Source organism: Patulibacter sp. SYSU D01012, from assembly GCF_017916475.1.
Lineage (GTDB): Bacteria > Actinomycetota > Thermoleophilia > Solirubrobacterales > Solirubrobacteraceae > Patulibacter.
This window is the reverse complement of the sequence record NZ_JAFMTB010000002.1, coordinates 1,242,982-1,263,929: the sequence shown is the minus strand read 5'-3', so window position 1 is coordinate 1,263,929 and position 20,948 is coordinate 1,242,982. Positions and strand designations below refer to the sequence as shown.

General features: G+C 79.4%; 17 protein-coding genes. 5 read left to right on the top strand and 12 right to left on the bottom strand.

Annotation, left to right across the window (positions count from 1 at the left end; all coding sequences use genetic code 11):
- Positions 1-81: 81 nt before the first annotated feature.
- The 5 genes from J3P29_RS15295 to J3P29_RS15275 all read right to left on the bottom strand — a co-directional run bounded on the left by J3P29_RS15295 (position 82) and on the right by J3P29_RS15275 (position 6,506).
- Complete coding sequence (locus tag J3P29_RS15295) at positions 82-1,470, bottom strand: O-antigen ligase family protein (RefSeq protein ID WP_210494706.1); 1,389 nt, start codon at positions 1,468-1,470, stop codon at positions 82-84.
- Entirely contained in the window at positions 1,470-2,654 is a 1,185-nt protein-coding gene (locus tag J3P29_RS15290) for a glycosyltransferase (protein ID WP_210494704.1), read from the bottom strand. The genes J3P29_RS15295 and J3P29_RS15290 overlap by 1 nt, the downstream gene beginning before the upstream one ends.
- 62 nt (positions 2,655-2,716) lie before the next feature.
- Positions 2,717-4,174: an oligosaccharide flippase family protein gene (locus J3P29_RS15285; RefSeq protein WP_210494703.1), complete on the bottom strand. Its 1,458-nt coding sequence runs from the start codon at positions 4,172-4,174 to the stop codon at positions 2,717-2,719.
- Entirely contained in the window at positions 4,171-5,349 is a 1,179-nt protein-coding gene (locus J3P29_RS15280) for a GNAT family N-acetyltransferase (RefSeq protein WP_210494702.1), read from the bottom strand. The genes J3P29_RS15285 and J3P29_RS15280 overlap by 4 nt, the downstream gene beginning before the upstream one ends.
- The gene (locus J3P29_RS15275; RefSeq protein ID WP_210494701.1) at positions 5,346-6,506 is read right to left on the bottom strand and encodes a glycosyltransferase; all 1,161 of its coding nucleotides are present in this window, start codon (positions 6,504-6,506) and stop codon (positions 5,346-5,348) included. Before J3P29_RS15275 ends, J3P29_RS15280 begins: the two co-directional genes overlap by 4 nt.
- A gap of 175 nt (positions 6,507-6,681) precedes the next feature.
- On the opposite strand from J3P29_RS15275, the gene J3P29_RS20870 reads away from it, so the two are divergent.
- Entirely contained in the window at positions 6,682-7,935 is a 1,254-nt protein-coding gene (locus J3P29_RS20870; protein ID WP_210494700.1) for a glycosyltransferase, read from the top strand.
- Here J3P29_RS20870 and J3P29_RS15265 read toward each other — a convergent pair.
- Positions 7,932-8,765, bottom strand: a complete 834-nt coding sequence (locus J3P29_RS15265; protein ID WP_210494699.1) for a cupin domain-containing protein — start codon at positions 8,763-8,765, stop codon at positions 7,932-7,934. The genes J3P29_RS20870 and J3P29_RS15265 overlap by 4 nt on opposite strands.
- A gap of 26 nt (positions 8,766-8,791) precedes the next feature.
- Entirely contained in the window at positions 8,792-10,225 is a 1,434-nt protein-coding gene (locus J3P29_RS20865; RefSeq protein WP_210494698.1) for a sugar transferase, read from the bottom strand.
- Positions 10,226-10,520: 295 nt separating this feature from the next.
- Between J3P29_RS20865 and J3P29_RS15255 the strand changes: the two genes are divergently transcribed.
- Complete coding sequence (locus tag J3P29_RS15255; RefSeq protein WP_210494697.1) at positions 10,521-12,020, top strand: CpsD/CapB family tyrosine-protein kinase; 1,500 nt, start codon at positions 10,521-10,523, stop codon at positions 12,018-12,020.
- A gap of 32 nt (positions 12,021-12,052) precedes the next feature.
- On the top strand, positions 12,053-14,113 hold the full coding sequence (locus tag J3P29_RS15250; protein WP_210494695.1) for an O-antigen ligase family protein: 2,061 nt from the start codon (positions 12,053-12,055) through the stop codon (positions 14,111-14,113).
- 1 nt (position 14,114) lies between these two features.
- Here J3P29_RS15250 and J3P29_RS20860 read toward each other — a convergent pair whose 3' ends face one another.
- Positions 14,115-15,344 carry an ATP-binding protein gene (locus J3P29_RS20860; protein WP_210494693.1) on the bottom strand — a complete coding sequence of 410 codons (1,230 nt, stop codon included), beginning with the start codon at positions 15,342-15,344 and terminating at the stop codon, positions 14,115-14,117.
- Between the two features lie 95 nt (positions 15,345-15,439).
- On the opposite strand from J3P29_RS20860, the gene J3P29_RS15240 reads away from it, so the two are divergent.
- Together J3P29_RS15240 and J3P29_RS15235 are read left to right on the top strand one after the other, a co-directional pair.
- Positions 15,440-16,078, top strand: a complete 639-nt coding sequence (locus tag J3P29_RS15240; protein ID WP_210494691.1) for a response regulator transcription factor — start codon at positions 15,440-15,442, stop codon at positions 16,076-16,078.
- A gap of 165 nt (positions 16,079-16,243) precedes the next feature.
- Positions 16,244-17,257 (top strand): hypothetical protein, encoded by a 1,014-nt coding sequence (locus J3P29_RS15235; RefSeq protein WP_210494689.1) that lies wholly within the window; start codon positions 16,244-16,246, stop codon positions 17,255-17,257.
- A 25-nt stretch (positions 17,258-17,282) separates the two neighbouring features.
- Here J3P29_RS15235 and J3P29_RS15230 read toward each other — a convergent pair whose 3' ends face one another.
- From J3P29_RS15230 to J3P29_RS20855, 4 genes are all read right to left on the bottom strand, one after another.
- Positions 17,283-18,152, bottom strand: a complete 870-nt coding sequence (locus tag J3P29_RS15230) for a hypothetical protein (protein WP_210494687.1) — start codon at positions 18,150-18,152, stop codon at positions 17,283-17,285.
- A 22-nt stretch (positions 18,153-18,174) separates the two neighbouring features.
- Positions 18,175-19,455, bottom strand: coding sequence for a hypothetical protein (locus J3P29_RS15225; RefSeq protein WP_210494685.1), 1,281 nt, complete (start codon positions 19,453-19,455; stop codon positions 18,175-18,177).
- Positions 19,452-19,997, bottom strand: coding sequence for a response regulator transcription factor (locus J3P29_RS15220; protein ID WP_210494683.1), 546 nt, complete (start codon positions 19,995-19,997; stop codon positions 19,452-19,454). The genes J3P29_RS15225 and J3P29_RS15220 overlap by 4 nt, the downstream gene beginning before the upstream one ends.
- 219 nt (positions 19,998-20,216) lie before the next feature.
- The gene (locus J3P29_RS20855) at positions 20,217-20,849 is read right to left on the bottom strand and encodes an isoprenylcysteine carboxylmethyltransferase family protein (RefSeq protein WP_210494681.1); all 633 of its coding nucleotides are present in this window, start codon (positions 20,847-20,849) and stop codon (positions 20,217-20,219) included.
- Between the last annotated feature and the right edge of the window lie 99 nt (positions 20,850-20,948).

Genomic DNA, 20,948 nt, shown 5'->3' with positions numbered 1-20,948 from the left:
GTCGCACGGTCACGGGGGCCGACGGCGGCTCCGGGAGCGGGGGCGCGGCGACCCGGGCGGGCGCCGCCTGACCGACGGCGCTCACGCGAGGGCCTCCGTCCGGCTCCGGCCGCGGAGCGCGAGGCCCAGCAGGGCCGGGCCGAGCGCCAGCAGCGTCCACAGCTGGCGGTTGGCGGTCACGGGCAGGAACATCCCGGCGGTCACGATCGCCACCTGGGCGACGAGCACGAGCTGCGCCAGGAACGCCAGCTCGTCGTCGCCGTGGCGCCCGAGCAGCCGGGCGGCGCGGAGGGTGGCGGCGACGCACGCGCCGACGGCCAGCAGCACGAGCGCGAGCCCGACGACGCCCGTCTCGGCCAGCGCCTCGAGCACCAGGTTGTGCGGCGGCATCGGGTCGACGGTCACGAAGTCGGGGGCGTCCAGCGCGCCCAGCCGCAGGGCGTAGCGCGGCGAGACGACGGTGAAGTTGCCGACGCCCACGCCGCCGACCGGGTGGTCGTGCCAGACGGCGACGGCGGCCTTCCAGATGTCGGTGCGGCCCGTGCTGTCTCCGCCCTGCGTGCGCTCGAGCAGCCCCGGCTGCAGGGCGACGAAGAGCGCCAGGCCCGCGACGGCGACCGCGATGCCCGCCGCGATCGCGCGCCGCCGGCCGCGGCAGACGACGAGGGCGGCGAGCGCCGCCACCGCCAACGCCACCACGCCGCTGCGGGACTGCGTGCCGACGAGCCCGTACAGGAGCAACGCTCCGAGCCCCGCCACGACCAGCCGCAGGTCGGCGCGCCGGGTCATCCGCCACACCGCGGGCACGAGGACGAGGGCGCTCGCGGCGGTCGCGCCCAGCAGGTTCGCCGAGAAGTTCGCCACCTCCAGGCGGCCGTTCGACGGGTCGGCGTGCGCGTACGAGCTCGGGCCGAGCACGATCGCGGCCAGCACGATCCCCGCCGCCCCCGCCACGTAGGCGGCGACGACGATCCGCACCGTCCGCGGGCGGTCCGCGCCCGTGGCGATGATCGGCACCGCGACGACCGCCGCGAAGACCTGCCACATCCGCGACGCCGCCAGACCGCCGTCCGGCGCCCAGGCCGCCGTGGCGCCCATCCACGCGAAGAGGATCCACGGCGCCCACAGCGCCAGGCGCCCCGGGCCGCGCAGCGCGACCAGCTGCGCCCGCCGGGCGGGCAGCGTCGCGAACCACGCGAAGCCGACGACGGCCGTCGACGCGGCGGGCACGCCGATCATCCCCGGCAGCCCCGAGACGAAGATGAGCGCCACGAGCCCGCCGAGCGCGACGGGCAGGCTGAGCAGCACGACGGCGGCGAAGACGACGGCCACGCAGCCGGCCACGCCGAGCGCGGGGTCGTACGCGACGAGGGCGCCGAGCGCGGCCGCGAGCGGGACGAGCAGGGCGCCGGCGACGACCGGCGTCAGCGCCGCCGGCGTCCAGGGGCCGTGGGGGGCCGCGGTGGCCATCAGGCGCCCAGCGCCTCGAGGTACACGTCCTCGACGTCGCGGGCGACGGCGTCCCAGGTGAAGACCCGCCGGCGGCGGGCCTGCGCGGCCCGGGCGCGGGCCGCGGCGGCGGCCGGCGCGTCGAGCGTCCGGACCACCGCCGCGGCCATCGCCGCGGCGTCGCCGGCGGGCACCACGAGCCCGTGCTCGCCGTCGACGACCAGCTCGCGGTTGCCGCCGGCGTCCGTCGTGACGATCGGCGTGCCGGACTCCATGTACTCCAGCAACGCGAGCGGCAGGTTCTCGTGGTGCGACGACAGCAGCGCGACGTCGGCGCCGCCGAGCAGGTCCATCACGTCGTGCCGACGGCCCAGGAAGCGGACCGCGTCGGCGACGCCCAGCGCGCGGGCCCGCCGCTCGATGGCCGGCCGGGTGCCGACCTTGTCGTGCACCTCGCCCTCGCCGGCCAGCACGAGCACCGCGCGCGGGTGGTGCTCGCGCACCCGGGCGAGCGCGTCCACGGCCACCTCGTGCCCCTTCTCGGGCCGCAGCATCGCGGCGATCAGGATCACGGGCGCGTCGTCGTGCACGCCCATGCTCGCGCGCACGGCCCGGCGGTCGTCGCTGGGCTGCGGCATCGTCGCCGGCGCCGCGTTGGGGACGACCCGGATCTTGCCGGCCGGCACCCGCTCGTTCGTGACGAGCGAGCGCTTCGACCACGCCGAGGGGACGATCACGCGGTCGGCGAACGGGCCGACGACGAAGGGGTTGACGAGCGCCTCGGCGCCGTGGGCCCGCACGCCGCCCTCGCGGGCGAACGGGGTCTGCTCGTGGGCCACCCAGGCGCCGACGCCGCCGGTGGCGCGCAGCGTCGGGCCCCAGAAGTTCGAGCCGTTCAGGTGCGTGTGGAGCACGTCGTAGCGCGTGCGGCGCAGGTGCCCGACCAGCCGACGCCACTGCCACACGCGAGCGGTGCTCGTGCGCCCGAGCGACACGAGGCCGACGTTCGCGTCGGCCAGCCGTCGCACGGTGCCGGCGAACATCTCGGCGTCGTGGTGGGCGGGCGAGAGCCGCGACGAGATCATCGTGACGTCGTGGCGCTCGGCCAGGCGCACGGCGATCTCGACGGCGGCGCGCTCGGCGCCGCCGCCGACGATCCAGTCGACCATCGCGGCGATCCGCAGGCGGGCGGGCGGGGCGGTCATCGGGACTCCGGGGGGTGGGGGGACGGCGCGCGGACGGGCGGGCGCGGCGGGAGCGGCGACGCTCACGTGGCCGGCACGCGGGGACGACGGCGGGGGACGAGCGCCACGAGCTCGGCGGCCACGGTGCGCGTGGACCCGGGGGCCAACAGGCGCATCGCCGCGAGGGCGCCGGCCAGCGCGACGGGCACGGCGGCGGCGAGCAGCGCGGGCGCGGGCGCGGCGGTCCACGCGCGCTGCAGCAGCTCGAGGGCGGCGGCGGTGCCGAGCGTGGCGGCGGCCGCCGGCCGCAGGGCGCGGGCGACGGGCGCCAGGCGGATGCCGACGGACCAGCGGGTCCAGACGAGGAAGAGCGCGACGAACGCGACGGTCGCACCCGTGCCGACCCACGCGACGCCCACGATCCCGAGCGGCGCGGCGAGCGCCATCGCGCCGATCATGAGCGGCACGTGCACGACGTTGAGGAGCAGCAGCGTCGCGGTCTTCCCCGACGCCTTGCCGGCGTCGCCGAGCGGGAAGACGATCGTGCTCAGCCCGACGGTGCACGCGACGGCGGTCAGGACCGGGGCCGCGGCGGACCAGCGCTCGGGGAAGAGCGTCGCGACGATCGGCCCGGACAGGACGGCGACGCCGGCGGCGAGCGGCAGCGCGTAGAGCGCCAGGTAGCCCGTCATCCGGGCGGCGGTCTCGTCCACGCGGGTGTCCTCGCCGCGGTGCAGCCTCGCGAGCGCGGGGAAGGCGACGACCGAGATCGTCCACGCGACGTTCGACAGGACCAGCTCGGGCAGGCGGAACGCCATGGTGTACAGCCCGAGCGCCTCGTCGCCGAGGGCGCGGCCGACGACGAGCGCGTCCGCGCGCGTGGCGACGATCGACACGACGCTCAGGCCGGCGGTCGCGCCGCCGTACCCGAGCATGCTGCGCACGATCTCGGGGCGCCACGTCAGCCGGGGGCGGAACGCGGTGATGCGCCACAGGACGGTCGTGCGCGCCGCGGTACCCAGCAGCGAGCCGACGACCATCGCGGCGGCGCCCAGGCCGGCGAACGCCAGCCCGATCGACGCGAGGCCCTGGACGAGGCCCTGCGCCACCTGCGGGCGGACGCGGCGGTCGAAGCGCATCTCGCGCAGCAGCAGCCCGTCGTGGATGTTGCCCAGCCCGGAGAGCAGCAGGTTCAGGCACGCCAGGCGGAAGAGCCACGTCGCGTCGGCCACGTGGAAGAAGCCGGCGACGAGCGGGGCGATCGCCAGGCCGACGAGCGTGACGACCGCCGCGAGGGCCAGGTTCATCGTGAAGGCCGTGTGGACCCGCGCCGAGGTGCCTTCCTCCTGCTCGTAGACCACCGTCGCCTGCATCCCCAGGTCGCTGCCGAGCTGGATGAACGCGAGGAAGGTGGTGACGGCCGCGACCGTGCCGAACTCCTCGGGCACGAGCAGGCGCGCGAGGACGAGCAGCGCGACGAAGACCATCGCCCGGCTGGCGACGACGGTCAGCATGGTGAAGAGCAGGCCGCGGCGGATCACGCGGCGGTCCCCGCGACCGGCGCGCCGCCGGCGGGCGGGCGCACGCGCGCCGCCCGGCGGTCCCGCACGCCGCGCGCGCCGTCGACCAGCGCGTGCCGCAGCCGCGGCCGGCGCAGGGCGTAGCTGCGGGTCTCCGTCGTGGCGGTCGACAGCTCGCGCTTGTAGCGGGCGTCCCCGGCGAGGTGGTCGTACACGGCGACGCCGCGGCGGCGCGCCTCCTCCATCGCCAGGACGTGCGCGACGATGCCGGGACGCAGCCGGTTGTCGTCGAAGCGCCGCAGGCCGCTCTGGTACGCCCGCAGGCGCTCCCCGTCGCGGAACCCGTAGAGCGCGGCGATCGTCTCGTCCCCGCAGCGCACGCGGACCAGGGTGGCCCGACCGTCCTTCACCAGCCGCGGGGCCAGCTCGCGGTGGAAGCCGGCGAACGCGGCGCTGGCGAAGATCCCGGGGCGCCCGGCGGCCCGCCACGCGTCCTGGTGCAGGGCGATCAGGTCCTCCAGCACGCCGCGCGCGGCGGTCGCGTCGGTGGCCCACTCGAGCGTCAGCGGGCCGCGGGCCTCCATCGCCCGCAGGCTGGTCCGCACCCGGCGCCGCGGGCCGCCGCGCAGGCCGCCCGGCACGTCCTGGTCGTCCGCCAGCGCGTGCAGCCGGTACTCGTACGCGGGCATCGTCTCGACCGCGACCCGGGCGGCCGGCCACGCGTCGACGGTCGGCGCGAGCGCGGCCGCGTCGGCGCGCTCCACGCGCAGCTCGTCCCAGCCGCGGCGGGCGCGCGCGGCGGCGACGACCGCCGCCAGCACGGCCGCGTCGTCGCCGGGCCGCGCCGCGGGCAGGTTCGCTTCGGGGCACAGCCGCTCCGCGCCGGGCTCGCCGCCGGTGCCGACGTGCAGGCGCCGCACGGGGAGCGGGCCGTAGCGCCGCACGCCGCGGGTGAGCAGCGTGGCGCCGCGCACCGCGCCCGCCGCGTCCTCGACGACCAGCAGCTCGTGCGCGATCCGCGGGCCGAAGTGCGTCAGCCAGGCGCGCGTCCACGCCCAGGTGCGGGAGACGGGCAGCGTCGGGCGGGCCGCCTCGATCGTCGCCCATGCGGCCGCGGCGCGCGCGAGCGCCTCGGCCGTCGGGCGGCCGTCCGGACCGGACGGCAGCGCGCGCACGCGCAGCGGGCCGGCCGTCATGCGGCGGGGCGCAGCAGGGGGCGGGGGAGGGCGGCGCGCAGCCGCCGGCGCCGCGGCAGCGCGACGACGGCCGAGGCGAGGAAGCCGGCGCCCCACGCCAGGTGCATCGTCACGAGCGCCGCGGCGAGCGGCGCCGCGTCGCGCGGGCGCGGGCGCAGGCGGACCACCTGCAGCACGACCGCGAGGGCGTAGACCGCGGCCGCCGCGCGACCGGCGACGCCGAGCGGGCCCGGCAGCGCCGCGGCGGCCAGCGCCGCCGGCAGCGCCGCCGCGGCCAGACGGGCGGGGCCGCACGAGCGCGGGTGGCGGGCGAACGTGCGGGCGCGGAAGCGGCCGTAGCGCCAGTACTGGCGGGCCAGGCGGCGCAGGGAGTCCCGCGGCGCGTACGCCGCGCCCATCTCGCGGCGGCAGACGATCCGCCCGCCGCGCGCCAGCACGCGCGCCGCCATCTCGGAGTCCTGGTTCACGGGCCAGTCGCCGTCCCAGCCGCCGAGGGCGTCGAGCGTGTCGCGGCGCCACATCCCGGTGAAGACGCTCGTGGTCAGCGGCCACTCCTCGGGCGCCGCGGCGTCCGCGGCGCGCCACTTGTCGGACGCGCCGCGGCCCAGGCCGCCGCCGAGCGCGCGGGCGACGACGGACGACCAGTAGCCGTGGCCGGTCGGCACCTGCGGGCCGGCGACCCAGTCGACGTCGCCGCGGGCCAGGCGCTCCACGCCGTCGCGCAGGTAGCTCGCCGGGTACTCCGTGTGGGCGTCCATCCGCGCGACGTGGCGGCCGCGGGCGGCGCGCAGGGCGACGTTCAGCCCGTGCGCGGTGGTGCGGCGCGGGTTGCGCAGGACGCGGATCCGCGGGTCGCGGGCCTGCAGCTCGAGCAGCAGCGGGACGGTGCGGTCCCGCGACCCGCCGTCGACGAACAGCAGCTCGAACGTCCCGTCCAGGTCCTGGGCGAGCATCGCGGGGACGCAGCGCGGCAGGTGCGCCTCCTCGTCGAGCACGGGGATCAGGACGCTGACGTCGACCGTCGGCCGCGCGGGGGCCACGGACGGCGGCTCCACGCCCGCGGGGGACCCCGGGGCGCCGCCCGCCGGACGCCGCGCCGGGCGGACCGGGGCGGCCGGGGGCGCGAGGGGCGTCCGCGGGCGGTCGAGCTGCAGCATGCGGCGGATGCTGCCCGGCGGCCCGCGGCGCGCCCATCGGGCGATCGGGCGGGCCGGGCGGGGAGCGGCCGCCCCCCGGACCGTCGGCGGGGCGGGCGGATCGTGCGCTCCCCCGATCGGCGGACCGCGCCGGCCGCGCCGGTCGAGCCGTCGGCGGCCGCGTACGCTGCCGGGCGTGCCGCAGCGGACCCCGCCGCCGCGCCCGGGCCGTCCCCGGGTGGGCTACCTCGTCTCGCGCTTCCCGTCGCTGACGGAGACGTTCGTGCTGCGCGAGCTGCAGGCCGTCGACGCCGACGGACGCGTGGAGCTGTCCCTCATGTCGCTCTTCCCGCCGCTCGACGCGACGACGCAGCCGGCCGCGGAGCCGTGGCTGGCCCGCCGGCACCGGCCCGGCGTGGCCGCGGTCGCGGGGGCGGCGGCGTGGTGGGCGCTCCGGCGGCCGGTGCGGTCCGCGGCCACCGTCGCCCGGGTGGCCCGCGACCACCGCCGCGATCCGCGGGTGCTCGCCAAGGCGCTCGTCACGACCGCGGTCGGCTTCGCCCAGGCGCGGCACGTGCGCCGGGCGGGGATCCAGCACGTGCACGCGCACTTCGCCGCGATGCCGGCGCTCGCCGCGTGGACGGTGCACCGCCTGACGGGCGCGACCTACAGCGTCACGCCGCACGCCCACGACATCTTCGTCCACCGCCACGGGCTGCGGACGCGGCTGCGGGACGCGGCGTTCGTCGTCGCGATCTCCACCTTCCACCGCGCGTTCCTGGCCCGGCACGGCGCCGACCCGCGGCGGCTGCCGGTGATCGGCATGGGCCTCGACCTGGGCGAGCACGCCTACGCGCCGCCGCCCCGCGACCGCTCGCGGCCGCCGCGGCTGCTGATGGTCTCGAGCTTCAAGGCGTACAAGGGCCACCGCTACCTGCTCGACGCGCTCGCGACGGACTCGCGCCTGGCGGACGTCCGGCTCGAGCTCGTCGGCGCGGGGCCGCTGCGCGGGGCCGTCGAGGCGCAGGCGCGCGCCGCCGGCCTGGACGGGCGCGTGACCTTCGCCGGGCCGCAGCCCGCCGCCGAGGTGCTGCGGCGGCTGCGGGCCGCGGACGTGCTCGTGCAGCCGTCGGTCGTGCAGGCGGACGGCGATACGGAGGGGCTGCCGACCACCCTCGTCGAGGGCGCGGCCTGCGGCGTCGCCCTCGTCGCGACGGCGGTGGCCGGCGTCCCCGACCTGGTGCGCGACGGCGAGACGGGCGCGCTGGCGCCGCCGGCCGACGCGGGCGCGCTGGCCGACGCGCTCGTGCGGGTCCTGGACGCCGACGACGCGGCGCTGGACGCGATGCGCCGCGCCGCGCGCCGCCACGTCGAGCGCCACCACGACGCCGGCCGCGCCGCCGCGCAGCTCGTCGACCGCTTCGTCGCGGCCGTCGGCGGCGCGGGCTAGCCGCGCCCGGCCAGCACCCGCTCGCGCACCTGCAGCGCGCGGGCGCCGGCCAGCTTGCGGGCGTCCTCCAGCCGCGACGCGCCGGGCAGCGCGGGCGTCTTCCCCCGCTGGCGCAGCCGGTGGTTGGCGGCCCACAGCCGGCCGCGCCGGCTCGTCGTCGGCGTGCGCCACGTGATCGACAGCGAGACGGACACGTCGTCGCCGTTCTGCACCCAGTGCGGCGCGTCGGGCGGCACGTACACGCCCTGGCCGGGCGCCAGCGCCACGGCGTCGAGCCCGTCGGGGATCCGCGAGATGTTGCGGTGGCTGCCGGAATGGAAGCGCTCGAGCTCGCGGGCGCGCGTCTCGTCGTCCTCGAACGCCCCGACGTGCATCGTCTTCGTCCCCCGCACCTGCAGCAAGAAGTTGTGCTCGGGGTCGACGTGCGCGGGGGTGACGGCGCCGGGGGCGGAGACGAAGACGAACGCCTCGCGCAGCAGCCGGGTGTCCTCGCCGCCCGGGACGTGCGGGTCGACCCCGTCGAGCAGGCGGCCCAGGAGCGCGCGGTAGCGCGGATCGGCCTCGACGTTCTTCAGCACGAGCCACGAGCCGTTCTGCGTGATCTCGGCGAGGACCTGCGCGCCGGTGCGGCCCAGCCGCGGCGCCTCGCCGCCCGGCAGCTCGACGGGCACGGCGCCGAGGTTGTGCTCGACGAGCGCGTCGGGGTGCGTCTCGGCGAGCGCCACGAGGGCGTCGATGCCCAGCAGCGGCTCGTCGGCGACGTCGTGGACGACGCGCAGCGGCGTGCGGTCGTAGGCGGCGGCGAAGCCGCGGGGGTCCAGGTGGATCATGGGGTCTCCGGTGCGGGCGTCGCGGGTCAGCCGACGGCGACGGTCGGGGCGGGGTGGACGGGCGCGCGCTCGGCCGGGGCCGGCGCGTCGACGGGGAAGTCCTGGACGACGGCGGGGCGCCGCGGGCCCAGGACGTACTTCGCGGCCGGGGCGCGCACCTCGAACTGCTTCTCGAACAGCGTCAGGCGCAGCGTCTCCAGCACGATCGCCAGGTCGAGCACGGGCGAGCGGTGCTTGATGTAGAAGAGGTCGTTGCCGAGCTTCAGCGCGCTCTCCTCGGCCGTCCGGGCGTAGCCGCAGCGCACGCGGGCCCAGCCCGTGATCCCCGGCCGCACGGTGTGGCGGTACGGGAAGAGGGGGATCTCGTCCTCGAGCGCCGTGGCGATGCCCACCTGCTCGGGCCGCGGGCCGACGAGGCTCATGTCGCCGCGCAGGACGTTGAGGAGCTGGGGCAGCTCGTCGACGTGCGTCTTGCGCAGCAGGGCGCCCACGCGGGTGACGCGGGGGTCGTCGGGCGCGGACCAGTCGGCGCCGGTGCCCCGCATCGTGCGCAGCTTGAGGATGGTGAACGGCCGCCCGCCGCGCCCGACGCGCTGCTGCCGGAAGAGCACCCCGCCGCTGCGGTCGGCGGCGACGAGGACCGCGAGCAGCAGCAGGAGCGGCGCGAGGAGCACGAGCAGCAGGGCGCTGACGAGCACGTCGACGAGGCGGCTGAGCGCGGCGCCGCGCGGCCGCAGGGACGGGTCGGCCAGCCCGGCGAGCCAGGCCGCGTCGACGGACGCGAGCGGCACGACGCCCAGCGCCATCTCGCAGAAGGCGTCCTGGTGCATCGCCCGCACGGGGTGGCTGCGCAGCGCGGCCGCGACGTGTCCCAGGACGGCGGGACGGGCGACGTGGTCGGTGAAGACGACGAGCTCGGCGCGCGAGGCCCGGAGCGCGGCGTCGAGCCCCGACAGCGCGGCCGTCGTCGCGACGACGCGGAAGCGGTGGGCGCCGACCTCGACGATCGTGCGGTTCAGGTCGCGGGCCTCCGCGGCGGTGCCGAGCACGAGCACGCGCGTGACGCCCGCGCGCCGCTCGAGGGCGTGGGCGGCGAGCAGGCCGACGAGCGCGACGGCCGCCCCCGTCGCCAGCCCGACGGGCGCGGGCGGCGCCCCGCCGCCGAGCACGCCCACCGCCGCGACGGCCAGGACCGCGAGCGCGACGTGCGCGACGGTGACGGCGAAGCGCGCCAGGGGCAGCGTCGCGATCGCCGGTGGCCGACGGCCGTCGAGCTCGCCGGCCACCAGGACGGCCGCCGCGGCGGCGAGCGCGGTGCGGGCGTCGGCCGTCGCGGCGACCGCCGCGCCGGCCGCGAGCGGGACGACCCCGCGGCGGGCGAGCGACGGCAGCGCGGCGCTCCGCCGGGCCCGGACCGGGACGCGCGGGACGGGGGCGTTCCGGTCGGGCGACGTGAGCACGCTGCGGATCCTGCGCGTCGGGCGCCGCCACGGCCATCGGCCCACGGGGTGATCGAGCGTGCGAGCCGCGCCACCGCCGGACGGCGCGGCGGGCGTCCCCCGGCGGCCGTCCGCGGTGGCGGGGGACGGCCTCCCCCGTTCGGTCGAGGGACCGTCCGACGATCGGACGAGGGGCCTCAGACAGCCCGAAATCCCAGTCTCCATCGGGGGTTGCGCGCCGTCCGCGGACGTGTAAGGTCGCCCCTCGGTCGAGCGCTCCGGCGGCCCCCGCCGCCGACCGCCGCCGCCCCGCACGATGCCGATCGACCCCGACGCCCGCGCCCCCACCCCCGACGACGAGGGCGCCCTCTGGCCCCTCCTCGGGGCCGTCCGCCGCCGGCTGTGGCTCGTCGTCGCGCTCGCGGCCGTGGCGGTCGCCGTGGCCGCGGGGGTGCTCAGCCAGCGCACGGCGGTCTACCGCGCCGAGGCGCAGATCCTCGTGACCCCCTTCCCGACCGGCGACGCCGGCCTGGCCGGCGTGCGGCTGCTGCGCGAGTCCAACGACGGCGAGCGCGACCTGCAGACGGCCACGGCGCTGCTGACGTCGACTCGCGCCGCCGCGGACGCCGCCCGGGCCGTCGGCCGCGGCACCACCGCGGCGCAGGTCGAGCGCGACGTCGCCCTGCAGCCCGTCGGCGGCAGCAGCATCGTGGCGGTGGCCGCGACGGCGAGCGACCCGCGCATGGCCGCGGACCTGGCCAACGCGTACGCCCGGGCGGCGGTCGCCGGACGCAGCGCCGAGGTCCGGGCGCAGGCGCAGACGGCGCTGCGGGCCGTCGCGGGCCGGGCGGGGGACGAGGCGGAGGCCACGCGCCAGGGGCTGCAGGCGCTGCGGGAGCAGGGCGATCCGACCGTCGCCGTGTCGCAGGCCGCGCCGGTGCCGACCGCGCCCGAGGGCCCCGCCGCGCCCCTCGTCCTGGCCGCCGCCGCGCTCGTCGGGCTCGTCCTCGGCACGATCGGCGCGGTGCTGCTCGAACGCGGCGACCGGCGCGTGCGCGACCGGGCGGAGCTGCTGGGCCGCGTGCCGGTGCCCGTGCTCGCCGGCGTGCCCGGCCCGCCGCGCGGCGGGGCGCGGATCGACACCGACCCGGCGTCGCGCGAGGCGTTCCGCACCCTGCAGATCCAACTCGACCTGCGGGGCGAGGCCGACCACGGCCGGGTGCTCCTCGTGACGAGCGCGAGCGCCGGCGACGGCAAGACGAGCACCGTCCTCAACCTCGCGTTCGCCCTCGTCGGCGCCGGGCACCGCGTGATCGTCGTCGACTTCGACCTGCGGGCCCCGCGGCTCTCCGCCGCGCTCGGCCTGCCACCGGCGCCCGAGGTCATCGGGGCGCTCACGGGCGGCGCCGGCGTCGCCGCGGTGATGCGGCCCGCCCCGCTGCTGGCCCCGCTGCGCGTCGTGCCGGTCGCGGCCGCCGCGGGCGACGCCGCGCTGCTGCCCACGCTCTCGCGGCGGATGGCCGACCTGCTGGAGGAGGCCCGCGGCCTGGCCGACTACGTCCTCGTCGACACCGCCCCGCTCGGCGAGGTGGGCGACGCGCTGCCGCTGCTCGAGCACGCGGACGACGTCCTGCTCGTCGGCCGGCCCGGCGCGACGGACCGCCGCGCGCTCGACACGATGGCGGGGCTGCTCGAGCGGGCGGGCACGACGGCCACGGGCTGGGTCGTCGCCGGCGTCGAGGCGCCCGCCTCGCGGTACCACGACGCGGTCGAGGTGCCCGCGCGCCGCCGGCGCCGCCGGCCCGCCCGGGCGTGACGCGCCGCCGCCCCGCGGCCACCCTCGCCGGGGTGCCGTGGCCCGCGACGGCGGAGCAGGGCCTGCGCTGGGCGACCGGCGCCGCGCTGGTCGTCGCGGCGGTGCTGGCGTGGCTCGAGGGCGGGTTCGACGCGAGCCGCTGGGGGCCGGCCGGCGCGGTCGCGGTCTGCGCCGCGGTCGCCGCCCACGCGCTCGTCCGCGGGGGCGGATCCCGGGCGACGCGCCTCGTGACCGCGGCGGGGATCGCGCTCGTCGCGTGGTCCGCGGCGTCCGTGGCCTGGGCGGACACGCCGGGGCGCGCCCTCGACGCGACGGGGCGGACGGTCCTGTACGTCGCGGTGCTCGGCCTCGCCCTGCGGCCGCGCTGGCCCGCGGCGTCCGTCCGCCGGCTGCTCGTCGTGCTCGTGGCCGGCGCGAGCGCGGTGGCCGCCGCCGTGCTGCTGCGCGCCGTCACGGCCGCGGATCCGTCGTCGCTCGTGGTCGACGGCCGCCTGGTCGCGCCGCTGGGCTACGCGAACGCGACGGCGGGCTTCCTGCTGCTCGCGGTCCCGCCGGCGCTGCACCTGGCGGCGGGCGGGGTGCGCGCCCCGGCGGCCCGCGCCGCAGCGCTCGCGGCGGCCGGCCTGCTCGCCCAGGTCGCGCTGCTGGCCCAGAGCCGCGCCGCGCTGCTCGCCGGCGCCGGGGCCGCGGCCCTGCTGCTCCTCCTCAGCCCGCGGCGCGGCGGGATCCTGCTCGCGCTCGGGGCGCTCCTGGCCGTCCTGATCGCGACGGCGCCGGCGCTCCTCGACGTGCGCGGCGCCGCCGACGCGGACGCGCTGGCGGTCCGGGTCGGTCGGGCCGCGGCGCACGCGACGGCCGGCACCCTGGCGCTCGTCGTCGCGTCCGGCGCCTGGACCGCGGCGGTGGCCGCGCTGCCCGGCCGGGCCCGCCGACGCCTGACCGCCCCGCGGACGGGGACGGCGGCGACGGCCGCGGCGCTCGTCCTCGTCCTCGCCGTCGGCACGGCGACCGTCGGGCACCCGGTGGCCTGGGCTCGCGACCGCGTCGACGACGCCGTCCACGGCGGGTACGGCGACGTGCCGGCGACCGGCAGCCGGCTGACGGGCGCGCTCGGCTCGAACCGCGGCGACATGTACCGCGTGGCCTGGGACGTCTTCCGCGCGCACCCCGTCGGCGGCACCGGCGCGGAGGACTTCGGCCCGGCGTACCTGCGGGCGCGGCGCAGCGACGAGGCGCCCCGCTACGCGCACTCCTTCCCGCTCGGGGTGCTGGCCGGGCTGGGCGCGGTCGGCGCGCTCCTGTGGGCGGCCGCCCTCGGCGTCCCGGCGGCGCTCGCGCACCGGCGCCGACGACGCATGCGGCCGGACACCGTCGCCGGGATGGCGGCGGCCGCCGCGGGCGTGGCGGTGTGGGGGCTGCAGGCGCTCGTCGACTGGACGTGGGCCTTCCCGGCCGTGACGCTGCCGGCGCTCGTGCTGCTGGCCGCGGCGGCGCGCGCGACGGACGACGCCGGCGCGGCGGGGCGGCCCGAGACGACGGTGCCCTTCGTCGACCGGGTGCCGGGCGGCCCGCCGCGCGTCCGCCGGCCGGCCACGGCCGCCGGTCGGGTCGCCGCGGTGGGGGCGGGCCTCGCGGCCGTCGTCGTCGCGGCGGCGCTGGGCACGCTCGCGCTCTCCGCGGCGCTCACGGAACGCGGCACGGCGCGGGCGGCGACGGACCCCGCCGCCGCGGCGCGCGACCTGGACCGGGCGGCGCGGCTGGACCCCTTCGACGCCGACGCGCCGCTGCGGCGCGGCATCGTCCTGCGTCGCGCCGGCGACGCGGGAGCGTGGCGCCGCGACGTGCGGCGGGCCGTCGACCGCGCGCCGCAGGACTGGTTCGCGCACCTGGAGCTGGGCCTGGCCGCGCTGGCCGAGGGCCGCCGCGGCGCGGCGACGACGGCGCTGCGGCGGGCCCGGTCGTTGAACCCGCGGCAGCCCGTGGTCGGCGTGGTGCTGCGCGCCGCGGAGCGCGGCGAGCGCGTCGACCCCGACGCCGTCGAGGCGGCGCTGGCGGCCGCGTTCGCCCCCAAGCTGCGCCCGACGAGCGGCTGAGTCAGCGGGGCAGCTCCAGGCGCACGTGGGTGCCTCGGCCCGGCGCGCTGCGGATCTGCCAGCGCCCGCCGACCGCGCGCACCCGGCGGTCCATCGACCGCAGGCCGACGTGCCCGCCCCGCTCGGCGGCCTGGCGGTCCGCGACGTCCATCCCGCGGCCGTCGTCGCGCACCTCGACGACGGTCGTCGCTCCGTCCGCGGTGGAGTGCACGCGGACGTCGACGTGCGTCGGGGCGGCGTGCTTGGCGGCGTTGCGCAGCAGCTCGGAGACGGTGTCGACGACGAGCGGGTCGTCGTCGTCGCCGACGCTCGGGTCCAGGTCGAGAGCGACGGCGAAGCGCCCCCGGCGCCGGTGTCGGTCGACGACGGCGTCCAGGCGCTCCCGGACCGTGTCGACGGCCTCGCCGTCCTCGTGCAGGTCGCTCACGATCGCCCGCAGGGCTGCGATGCCGTCCTGCAGCTCCTCCAGCGCGTACCGCAGCGCCTCGGGATCCCCCTCCCGGTGCTCGTCCAGGTCCTGGCGCGCGGCGATGAAGAGCTGCAGCGGACCGTCGTGGATCGTCCGTGACGTGTGCGCCCGGTGCTCGCGCTCCACGCGGCCCAGCTCGCGCCGCAGCGCCGCGCGCACCCGCAGCAGCTCGCCGGTGCGGGCGGCGGCCTGGGTCCGCAGGTGGACGGTCATGAGCGACAGCACGCCGCTGCCGACGAGCACGCCGAGGAACGCCTCGAGCGACGAGACGTCGGCCGACGCGCCGGGATCCCCGTCGACGGCCCACAGCGCGACGTACCCGGCGGCCGCGATCCCCGTGAGCACCGCTACGCCGTAGGGGCCGTACACGAGCGCCCACGCCAGGGGGGCGAGCCAGAGCACGACGGCGGCCGGCGACGCGCTGCCGCCGGACAGCCCCACGACGGCGAAGAGCAGCCCCAGGTCGACGAGCGCGACCAGCCCGCCGGGGCACCGACCCAGCCCCCGTCGGTGCATCCACGCCGCCGTCGCGACGAGCCAGAGGGCGGCGATCACGCCGACGACCACCAGCTCGCCGTCCACCGGACCACGCATCCCGACGACGATCGCCGTCACCAGCGCCCCGGTGGCGCGCGCGGCGACGGACCCCAGTCGCGCGCCCGCCTGCGGCGTGTGCTCCGCCGCGTCCTGCGGCGGGGCGACGAGCGGCGGACCGGGGGCCGGATCCGCGGGTGCGTCCACGGACACGGGGCTGGCACTCACACGGATGTTGTAGCGCGCCGCCGTACACATGACCGCGGTCCGTGGACGTTCGTACGCTGAACACGGCCCGTTGTCGCCGCTATCCTGAGCCGTTCATGGCCGGCCCGATCACGGTGGTCCTCGCGGACGACCACCCGCTGTACCTCGAAGGCATCGCGGGCGCGCTGGAGCGTCGCCCCGACGTGGACGTGGTGGGCCGGGCCGAGGACGGTGCCGAGGCGTTGCGCCTGGTCCGCGAGCAGGATCCCGACGTCGCCGTCGTCGACGTGCGCCTGCCCCTCATGACCGGCCTGGACGTCCTGCACGCCGTGCGCCGCGACGGGCTGCGCACCCGCGTGGTCCTGCTGACGGGCGAGAGCGAGAGCGCGACGGTCTACGAGGCGGTGCAGGCCGGCGTCGACGGCTACCTGTCGAAGGCGGCCGACCGCCGCGAGATCGGCGACGCGATCGTGACGGTCCACCGGGGCGGGACGGTCCTGGGGCCCGAGGCGCAGTCCGCCCTGACGCAGGAGGTCCGCGGACGCGTGCAGGACGACGCGCCGGTCCTCTCCGCCCGCGAGCGCCAGGTCCTGCGGCTGATCGCGGAGGGCCTGTCGGGCCCCGCGATCGCGCGGGAGCTGCAGATCGGCGCCGCCACGGTCAAGACCCACACGCAGAACGTGTACGACAAGCTCGGCGTGTCCGAGCGCGCCGCGGCCGTCGCCGTCGCGATGCGGCGCCGGCTGCTCGAGTAGCCGCGGTCGTCCGACCGGGGGAGCGCCGGGTCCGCCGCTCGTCGCTCCCCGGTCCCCCGGCACACCGCCCGACGGCCGGATGGGTGCGGGCGTCCGCCGGCGGCACGATGGCCGGGTGCCTGGATCCGTGCTCGTCCCGAATCCCGCGTCGACCCGGGCGCGGTCGTGAGCCGGCGGCCCGCCGCCCCTGGCGGCGGCGCCGTCGCCCTGGCCGCCGCCGCGCTCCTCATCCTCACGCTGCTCGCGATCACGGCGGTCTGGCAGGCGGCTGGCGGCGGGTCGGGGGACCCGGTGCCGGCCGGCAGGCCGTCCGACCGCAGCATCGCGTTGGGGGAGACGTCGGAGGACGGCGAGGGAGCGGCCGGCACCGGTGCGCCGGAGCCGGGGGGCTCCGGCGCGCCGATCGTGGGCGGCGGCGCGGCGGCCGGCGCCTCCCGCGACCGACGTGACGACGCCCGCCCGGGCGCCGGGGGCGAGACGGCCGGCGCCGACGACGCGGCCGGCGGCCGGGCTGCGGCGCGCGGGGACGCGGATGGCGCCGGCGCTGCCCGCGACCCGGATGCCGGGGGCACGCGGGCGGCGGACCCCGGGCGCGAGGCGGACGGCGCGACGGCCGACGGCGGGGCCGGCGACGGCGCCGCGGCGGCCGCCCGGGCGGGCGGCGTCCGCGGCCGGGCGGCGGACGGCGGCGACCCCGACGGCCCGACCGGCGCCGGCTACGGCGAGACGGGCGTGGGCGGCGTGCTCGACCCCGCGTGCGGCGACCCGGACGGCCCGACGGCGACGGGCTACGGCGAGACGGGGGCGGGCGGCGTCCTGGACCCGGCCGGTCCCGGCGGCGCCGCGGACGACGCTCCGGACGGGACGGGCGGGGCCAGCGCGACGGCCGATCCCGACGGGCCCACCGGCGCCGGCTACGGCGAGACGGGCGTCGGGGCCGCGCTCGCGCCGCCGTGCGAGCCGGATCCGGGTGGCGACCCGGACGGCCCCACGGGCGTCGGCTACGGCGAGACGGGCGCCGGCGGCGTGCTCCGCGGCGGACTCGACGACGCGCGGCCCTCGGCCGTCACCCGCGCGGCGTCGTCGTCCTTCGTCGTCCTCGCGCTCGTCGGCGCCCTCGCCGCCCTGCTCCTGTCGGTGGGCTACGCCGTGACCCGCGGGCGCCGCGTCGGGCGCTGAGCGCGGCTCGGTGGCGCCCGTCGCCCTAGCGGGCGCCGCGCCAGCGGCGGCGGGGCGGCCAGCTGGGGACGACGGACGCCGGCGTCGACGTGCCGAAGACGTAGTCCAGCAGCGCCTGGCGGTCGGCGATGCCGAGCTCGTCGCGCACGTACGCGTCGACCTCCTCCCGGGACGAGCCGCCCGCCGCCATCGACAGCGCGACGACACGGGCCCCGTCCAGCTTCTCCGGCGGGTCGGAGGCGGGCACGCCGTCCGCGCTCTCCGCGACGACCGGCATCTCGTCCGCCGCGCCGTCCTCCGGCGGGGCGGACGACCGCGGGCCGTCGCCCCCGTCGGCGCCGTCCGCGTCCGCGGACGGGCCGGCGTCCTCCGCGTCCGGCCCGGCGGGAGCCGCGTCGGCGCCGTCCGGGCGCGGGGATCCGCCGTGGGCCGGCGCACCGCCGCCGTCGCCGCTGTCGTGCCCGTCCCGCGGCGTGCCGTCGAGCCCGCCCCAGGACGCGGCGTCGCGGGCCGGCGTGCCGGGCCCCGGCTCCGAGGGGGCGGGCGCCGGGGCGGCCGTCGCCGCGGACGGGGCGGGGGCGCCTCCGGCCGGCGACGGCGTCGACGGGACGGCGGGGATCGCCGCGTCGGCGGGGGCGGCCGCCGGCCCGGCGGGCTCGGCGACGATCGGCGGCAAGGACTGCAGGCGGTCGCGCTCGCGGGCGATCTGCGCCGCGGCCGCGCTCAGGCCGCGGGCGATGTCGTCGAGCTCGGCGGCGCGCTCCTCCAGGGCCAGCTGCAGGGCGCGCTGGCGGCGACGGACGTCGCGCTCGTTGGCGGCGACGAGCTGGGCGACGCGCTGGAGCGCGGCCTCGAGCTCCCGCGGATCGGACGGCAGGCTGGGCGAGTCGGACATGGTGGGTGCCTCTTCGGGGTGGTCATCCGTGATCGCGAGCCAGGGGGGCGGGCGCCGGGTCGGCGTCCGTGGCGGCGGGGAGGGAGATGCGGACCGTGCGCTCGCCGTCGTCGGCGACGGTCGCGACGAGCGACCCGCCGAGGGCGCGGGCCCGGTCGGCCGCCGCGCGGACGACGTCGTCGCCGGCGGCGGCGGGGACGGGCACGCCCAGCGCGGGACGCCGGTCGTCGTGGGTCAGGACGAGGACGGTGCGGCCCTGGGTCGTGCGGCCGGCGACCGACACGCGCGAGGGCGCGCTCGTCCGCTCGGCGGCGCGGACGAGGTCGCGGACGACGGACAGCAGGACGGGGTGCTCCAGGCGGGCGGTGCGGCGGTCGAGCTCGACGGCGACGTGGAACCGGGCGCGGTCGGCGGCGTCCTCGAGCAGCCGCTCGATGCCGTCCCCGACCGTCTCCGGGGCCTCGGCGCCGCCGCGCAGCACGCGGACCGTCTCGCGCAGGCGCCCCGTCACGGCGTCCAGGCCCTGGGCCGCGGTGGGCAGCAGCTCGACGCTGCCGTCCATCGCCTCGACGACGTCCTGCCGCGTCGCCAGCAGCGTCTGCAGCACGTCGTCGTGCAGCAGGTCCGCCACGCGCCGGCGCTCCTGCTCCTCGGCCGCCATCGCCTGGCCCAACAGCCCGTGGGCCGTGTCCGCCAGCTCGCCGATGCGCTCGGCGCGGCCCTGCCGCTCGGCGGCGACGAGGGTCGAGATCAGCCCGCACCAGCCCAGCCCGAAGGCCACGAGCAGGACCGCGCCGTTGTCGGCCGGCGCGTCGCCGGCCAGGAGGGCGGCGGCCCAGCACGCGAGGGCGCCGGCCAGGCAGGCGACGCTCAGCGCGGCGACGCCCGGTGCCGACAGCCGCAGGCAGTAGCCGACGGGCACGGCGCAGAGGAAGAGCAGCGGCTCGGGGCGGTCGGGGCCGACGACGGCGGCGACCGCCGTGATCGCGACGACGTCCCCGAGCGCTTCGAGGGCCTCCGTGCGCCGGACCGGCGTGCCGGTCCCGGGCAGGGCGCGCCGCCACAGCAGGGCGGAGGTGCCCGCGACGTAGGCGGCGCCGGCGACGAGGAGAGGCGCCGTCGTGGCGGTCAGGCCGGCGAGCGACACCGCGACGGCGGCGACGGCCACCGCGACGACGCCGCGCACGACGACGTGCAGGCAGCGCTCGCGACGGGCGGCCGCGGCGGAGAGCCAGCGGCCGACCTCGTCCGTCGCGCCGAGGGAGCGCCCCCCGCGCGGCGCCGCGCCCTCCGCCGGGATCACGGCCTGCCGTTCTCGCCGGCGAGCGCCACCACGGCCTCGCGGATGTCGCGGCGCGAGAGCCCCTTGTCCAGGCAGAGCGCCACGCCGGCGTCGTCGGCCTCCGCGGTCACGCGCCGGTCGAGCGTCGCGCTGAGCAGCACCACCTGGGTCCGTTCGAGCAGCGGGACCTGAGCGACCGCGCGTGCGAGCTCGATCCCGCCCAGCACGGGCATCCGCGCGTCGACGACCGCCACGTCGGGTCGGGTGCGCACCAGGAGCTCGAGCGCGCTGGCGCCGTCGCCGGCCTGCCCGACGACGTGCACGTCGGGGTCCGTGTCGATGCTGCGGACGAGGCCTTCGCGGAAGCGCTCGTTGTCGTCGGCGACCACGACGGACACGCCCGCGTGGCCGTCCCGGTCGGCGAGCGGCAGGGGCGCCAGGCTGCGCAGGCGCCCCCGCGAGGTGGTCGCGACGCCGTCCGGTGCGTGCGGCGCGCGTCGACGGCGCCCCAGGGGGACGGTGGTCGAGACGGGGATCGCACGGCAGGGGGACGGTGCGGACATGATGGGCTCGCTTCGCTCGGGAGGCTCGGTCGGGCCGGGCCGTCGGAGGCCGGCGGCACGGGCTCCGAACGGACGCGTCGACTCAGGACGGGGACGTGGGGCCGGGTGCCGCGGATGCTCCTCGCGGCAGGCGCCCGGTCCCCCGGCGCGCCTCCGGCACGATGTGGATGATGTACCCGTCGGAGCAGAAACGCTACCGCCAGTGGGAAAGCAAATCGTCTACAGCGTCGATCGCCCGCGCGGGGCGTCTCTGGACGACCGTTCGATCGGCGGGAGGAATCGCCCGGTGCGGCGCGCCCATGCGTGGTACTCCAGCCCGTGCCGGTCCCGCAGGTGCGGCTCCTCCACGCGCAGCGCCTGGACGGCCGCGCCGGCGCCCAGCGCCAGCACGCCGAGCAGCCCGGGGTACGTCGGGTCCAGCAGGGTCACGCCCAGGCCGATCGCCACCATCCCGCCGTAGATCGGATGGCGGGCGCGGGCGAACGGGCCGGTCGTGACGAGCGGCAGCCGCTCGGCCTCGTCCTGGCCCACCCGCCAGGCGTCCCGCATGACGAGCTGCGCCCAGAACGCCCAGCCGGTCCCGCAGGCCAGCAGCGCCGCGCCGACCAGGCGGGTGACGACGACGTCCCCGGGCGTCCAGTCCCACGCCACGCCGAGCAGGTGCAGCCCGGGGCCCAGCCCGACGAGGAGCGTGCCGCCGCCCAGCAGCGCGGCCGCACGCCGCGGGGGGCCGGGGGCGGCGCGCGCGAGCACGATGCCGGTGCCGCCGGTCCAGCGGCGTTGCAGCCACACCCGGACGGGCAGCAGGAGGACCAGGGCGCAGAGGGCGCCGATGAGCGCGACGGCGGGCACGGGCGTGGGGCGATCCTACGGCCCGGCGCCGAGCGCGGCCCGCGGCGGGCGGGCCGTTGCCGGCCGGCCGCGCGGCGGGCCGGTCGGGACGCCGTCGTG

Bases quoted from the DNA above. Each gene is read 5' to 3' on its own strand.
- J3P29_RS15290 (WP_210494704.1), bottom strand. From the start codon at position 2,654: ATGACCGCCCCGCCCGCCCGCCTGCGGATCGCCGCGATGGTCGACTGG.
- J3P29_RS15240 (WP_210494691.1), top strand. From the start codon at position 15,440: ATGGCCGGCCCGATCACGGTGGTCCTCGCGGACGACCACCCGCTGTAC.
- J3P29_RS15230 (WP_210494687.1), bottom strand. From the start codon at position 18,152: ATGTCCGACTCGCCCAGCCTGCCGTCCGATCCGCGGGAGCTCGAGGCC.
- J3P29_RS15280 (WP_210494702.1), bottom strand. From the start codon at position 5,349: ATGACGGCCGGCCCGCTGCGCGTGCGCGCGCTGCCGTCCGGTCCGGAC.
- J3P29_RS15255 (WP_210494697.1), top strand. From the start codon at position 10,521: ATGCCGATCGACCCCGACGCCCGCGCCCCCACCCCCGACGACGAGGGC.
- J3P29_RS15265 (WP_210494699.1), bottom strand. From the start codon at position 8,765: ATGATCCACCTGGACCCCCGCGGCTTCGCCGCCGCCTACGACCGCACG.
- J3P29_RS15295 (WP_210494706.1), bottom strand. From the start codon at position 1,470: ATGGCCACCGCGGCCCCCCACGGCCCCTGGACGCCGGCGGCGCTGACG.
- J3P29_RS15220 (WP_210494683.1), bottom strand. From the start codon at position 19,997: ATGTCCGCACCGTCCCCCTGCCGTGCGATCCCCGTCTCGACCACCGTC.
- J3P29_RS15275 (WP_210494701.1), bottom strand. From the start codon at position 6,506: ATGCTGCAGCTCGACCGCCCGCGGACGCCCCTCGCGCCCCCGGCCGCC.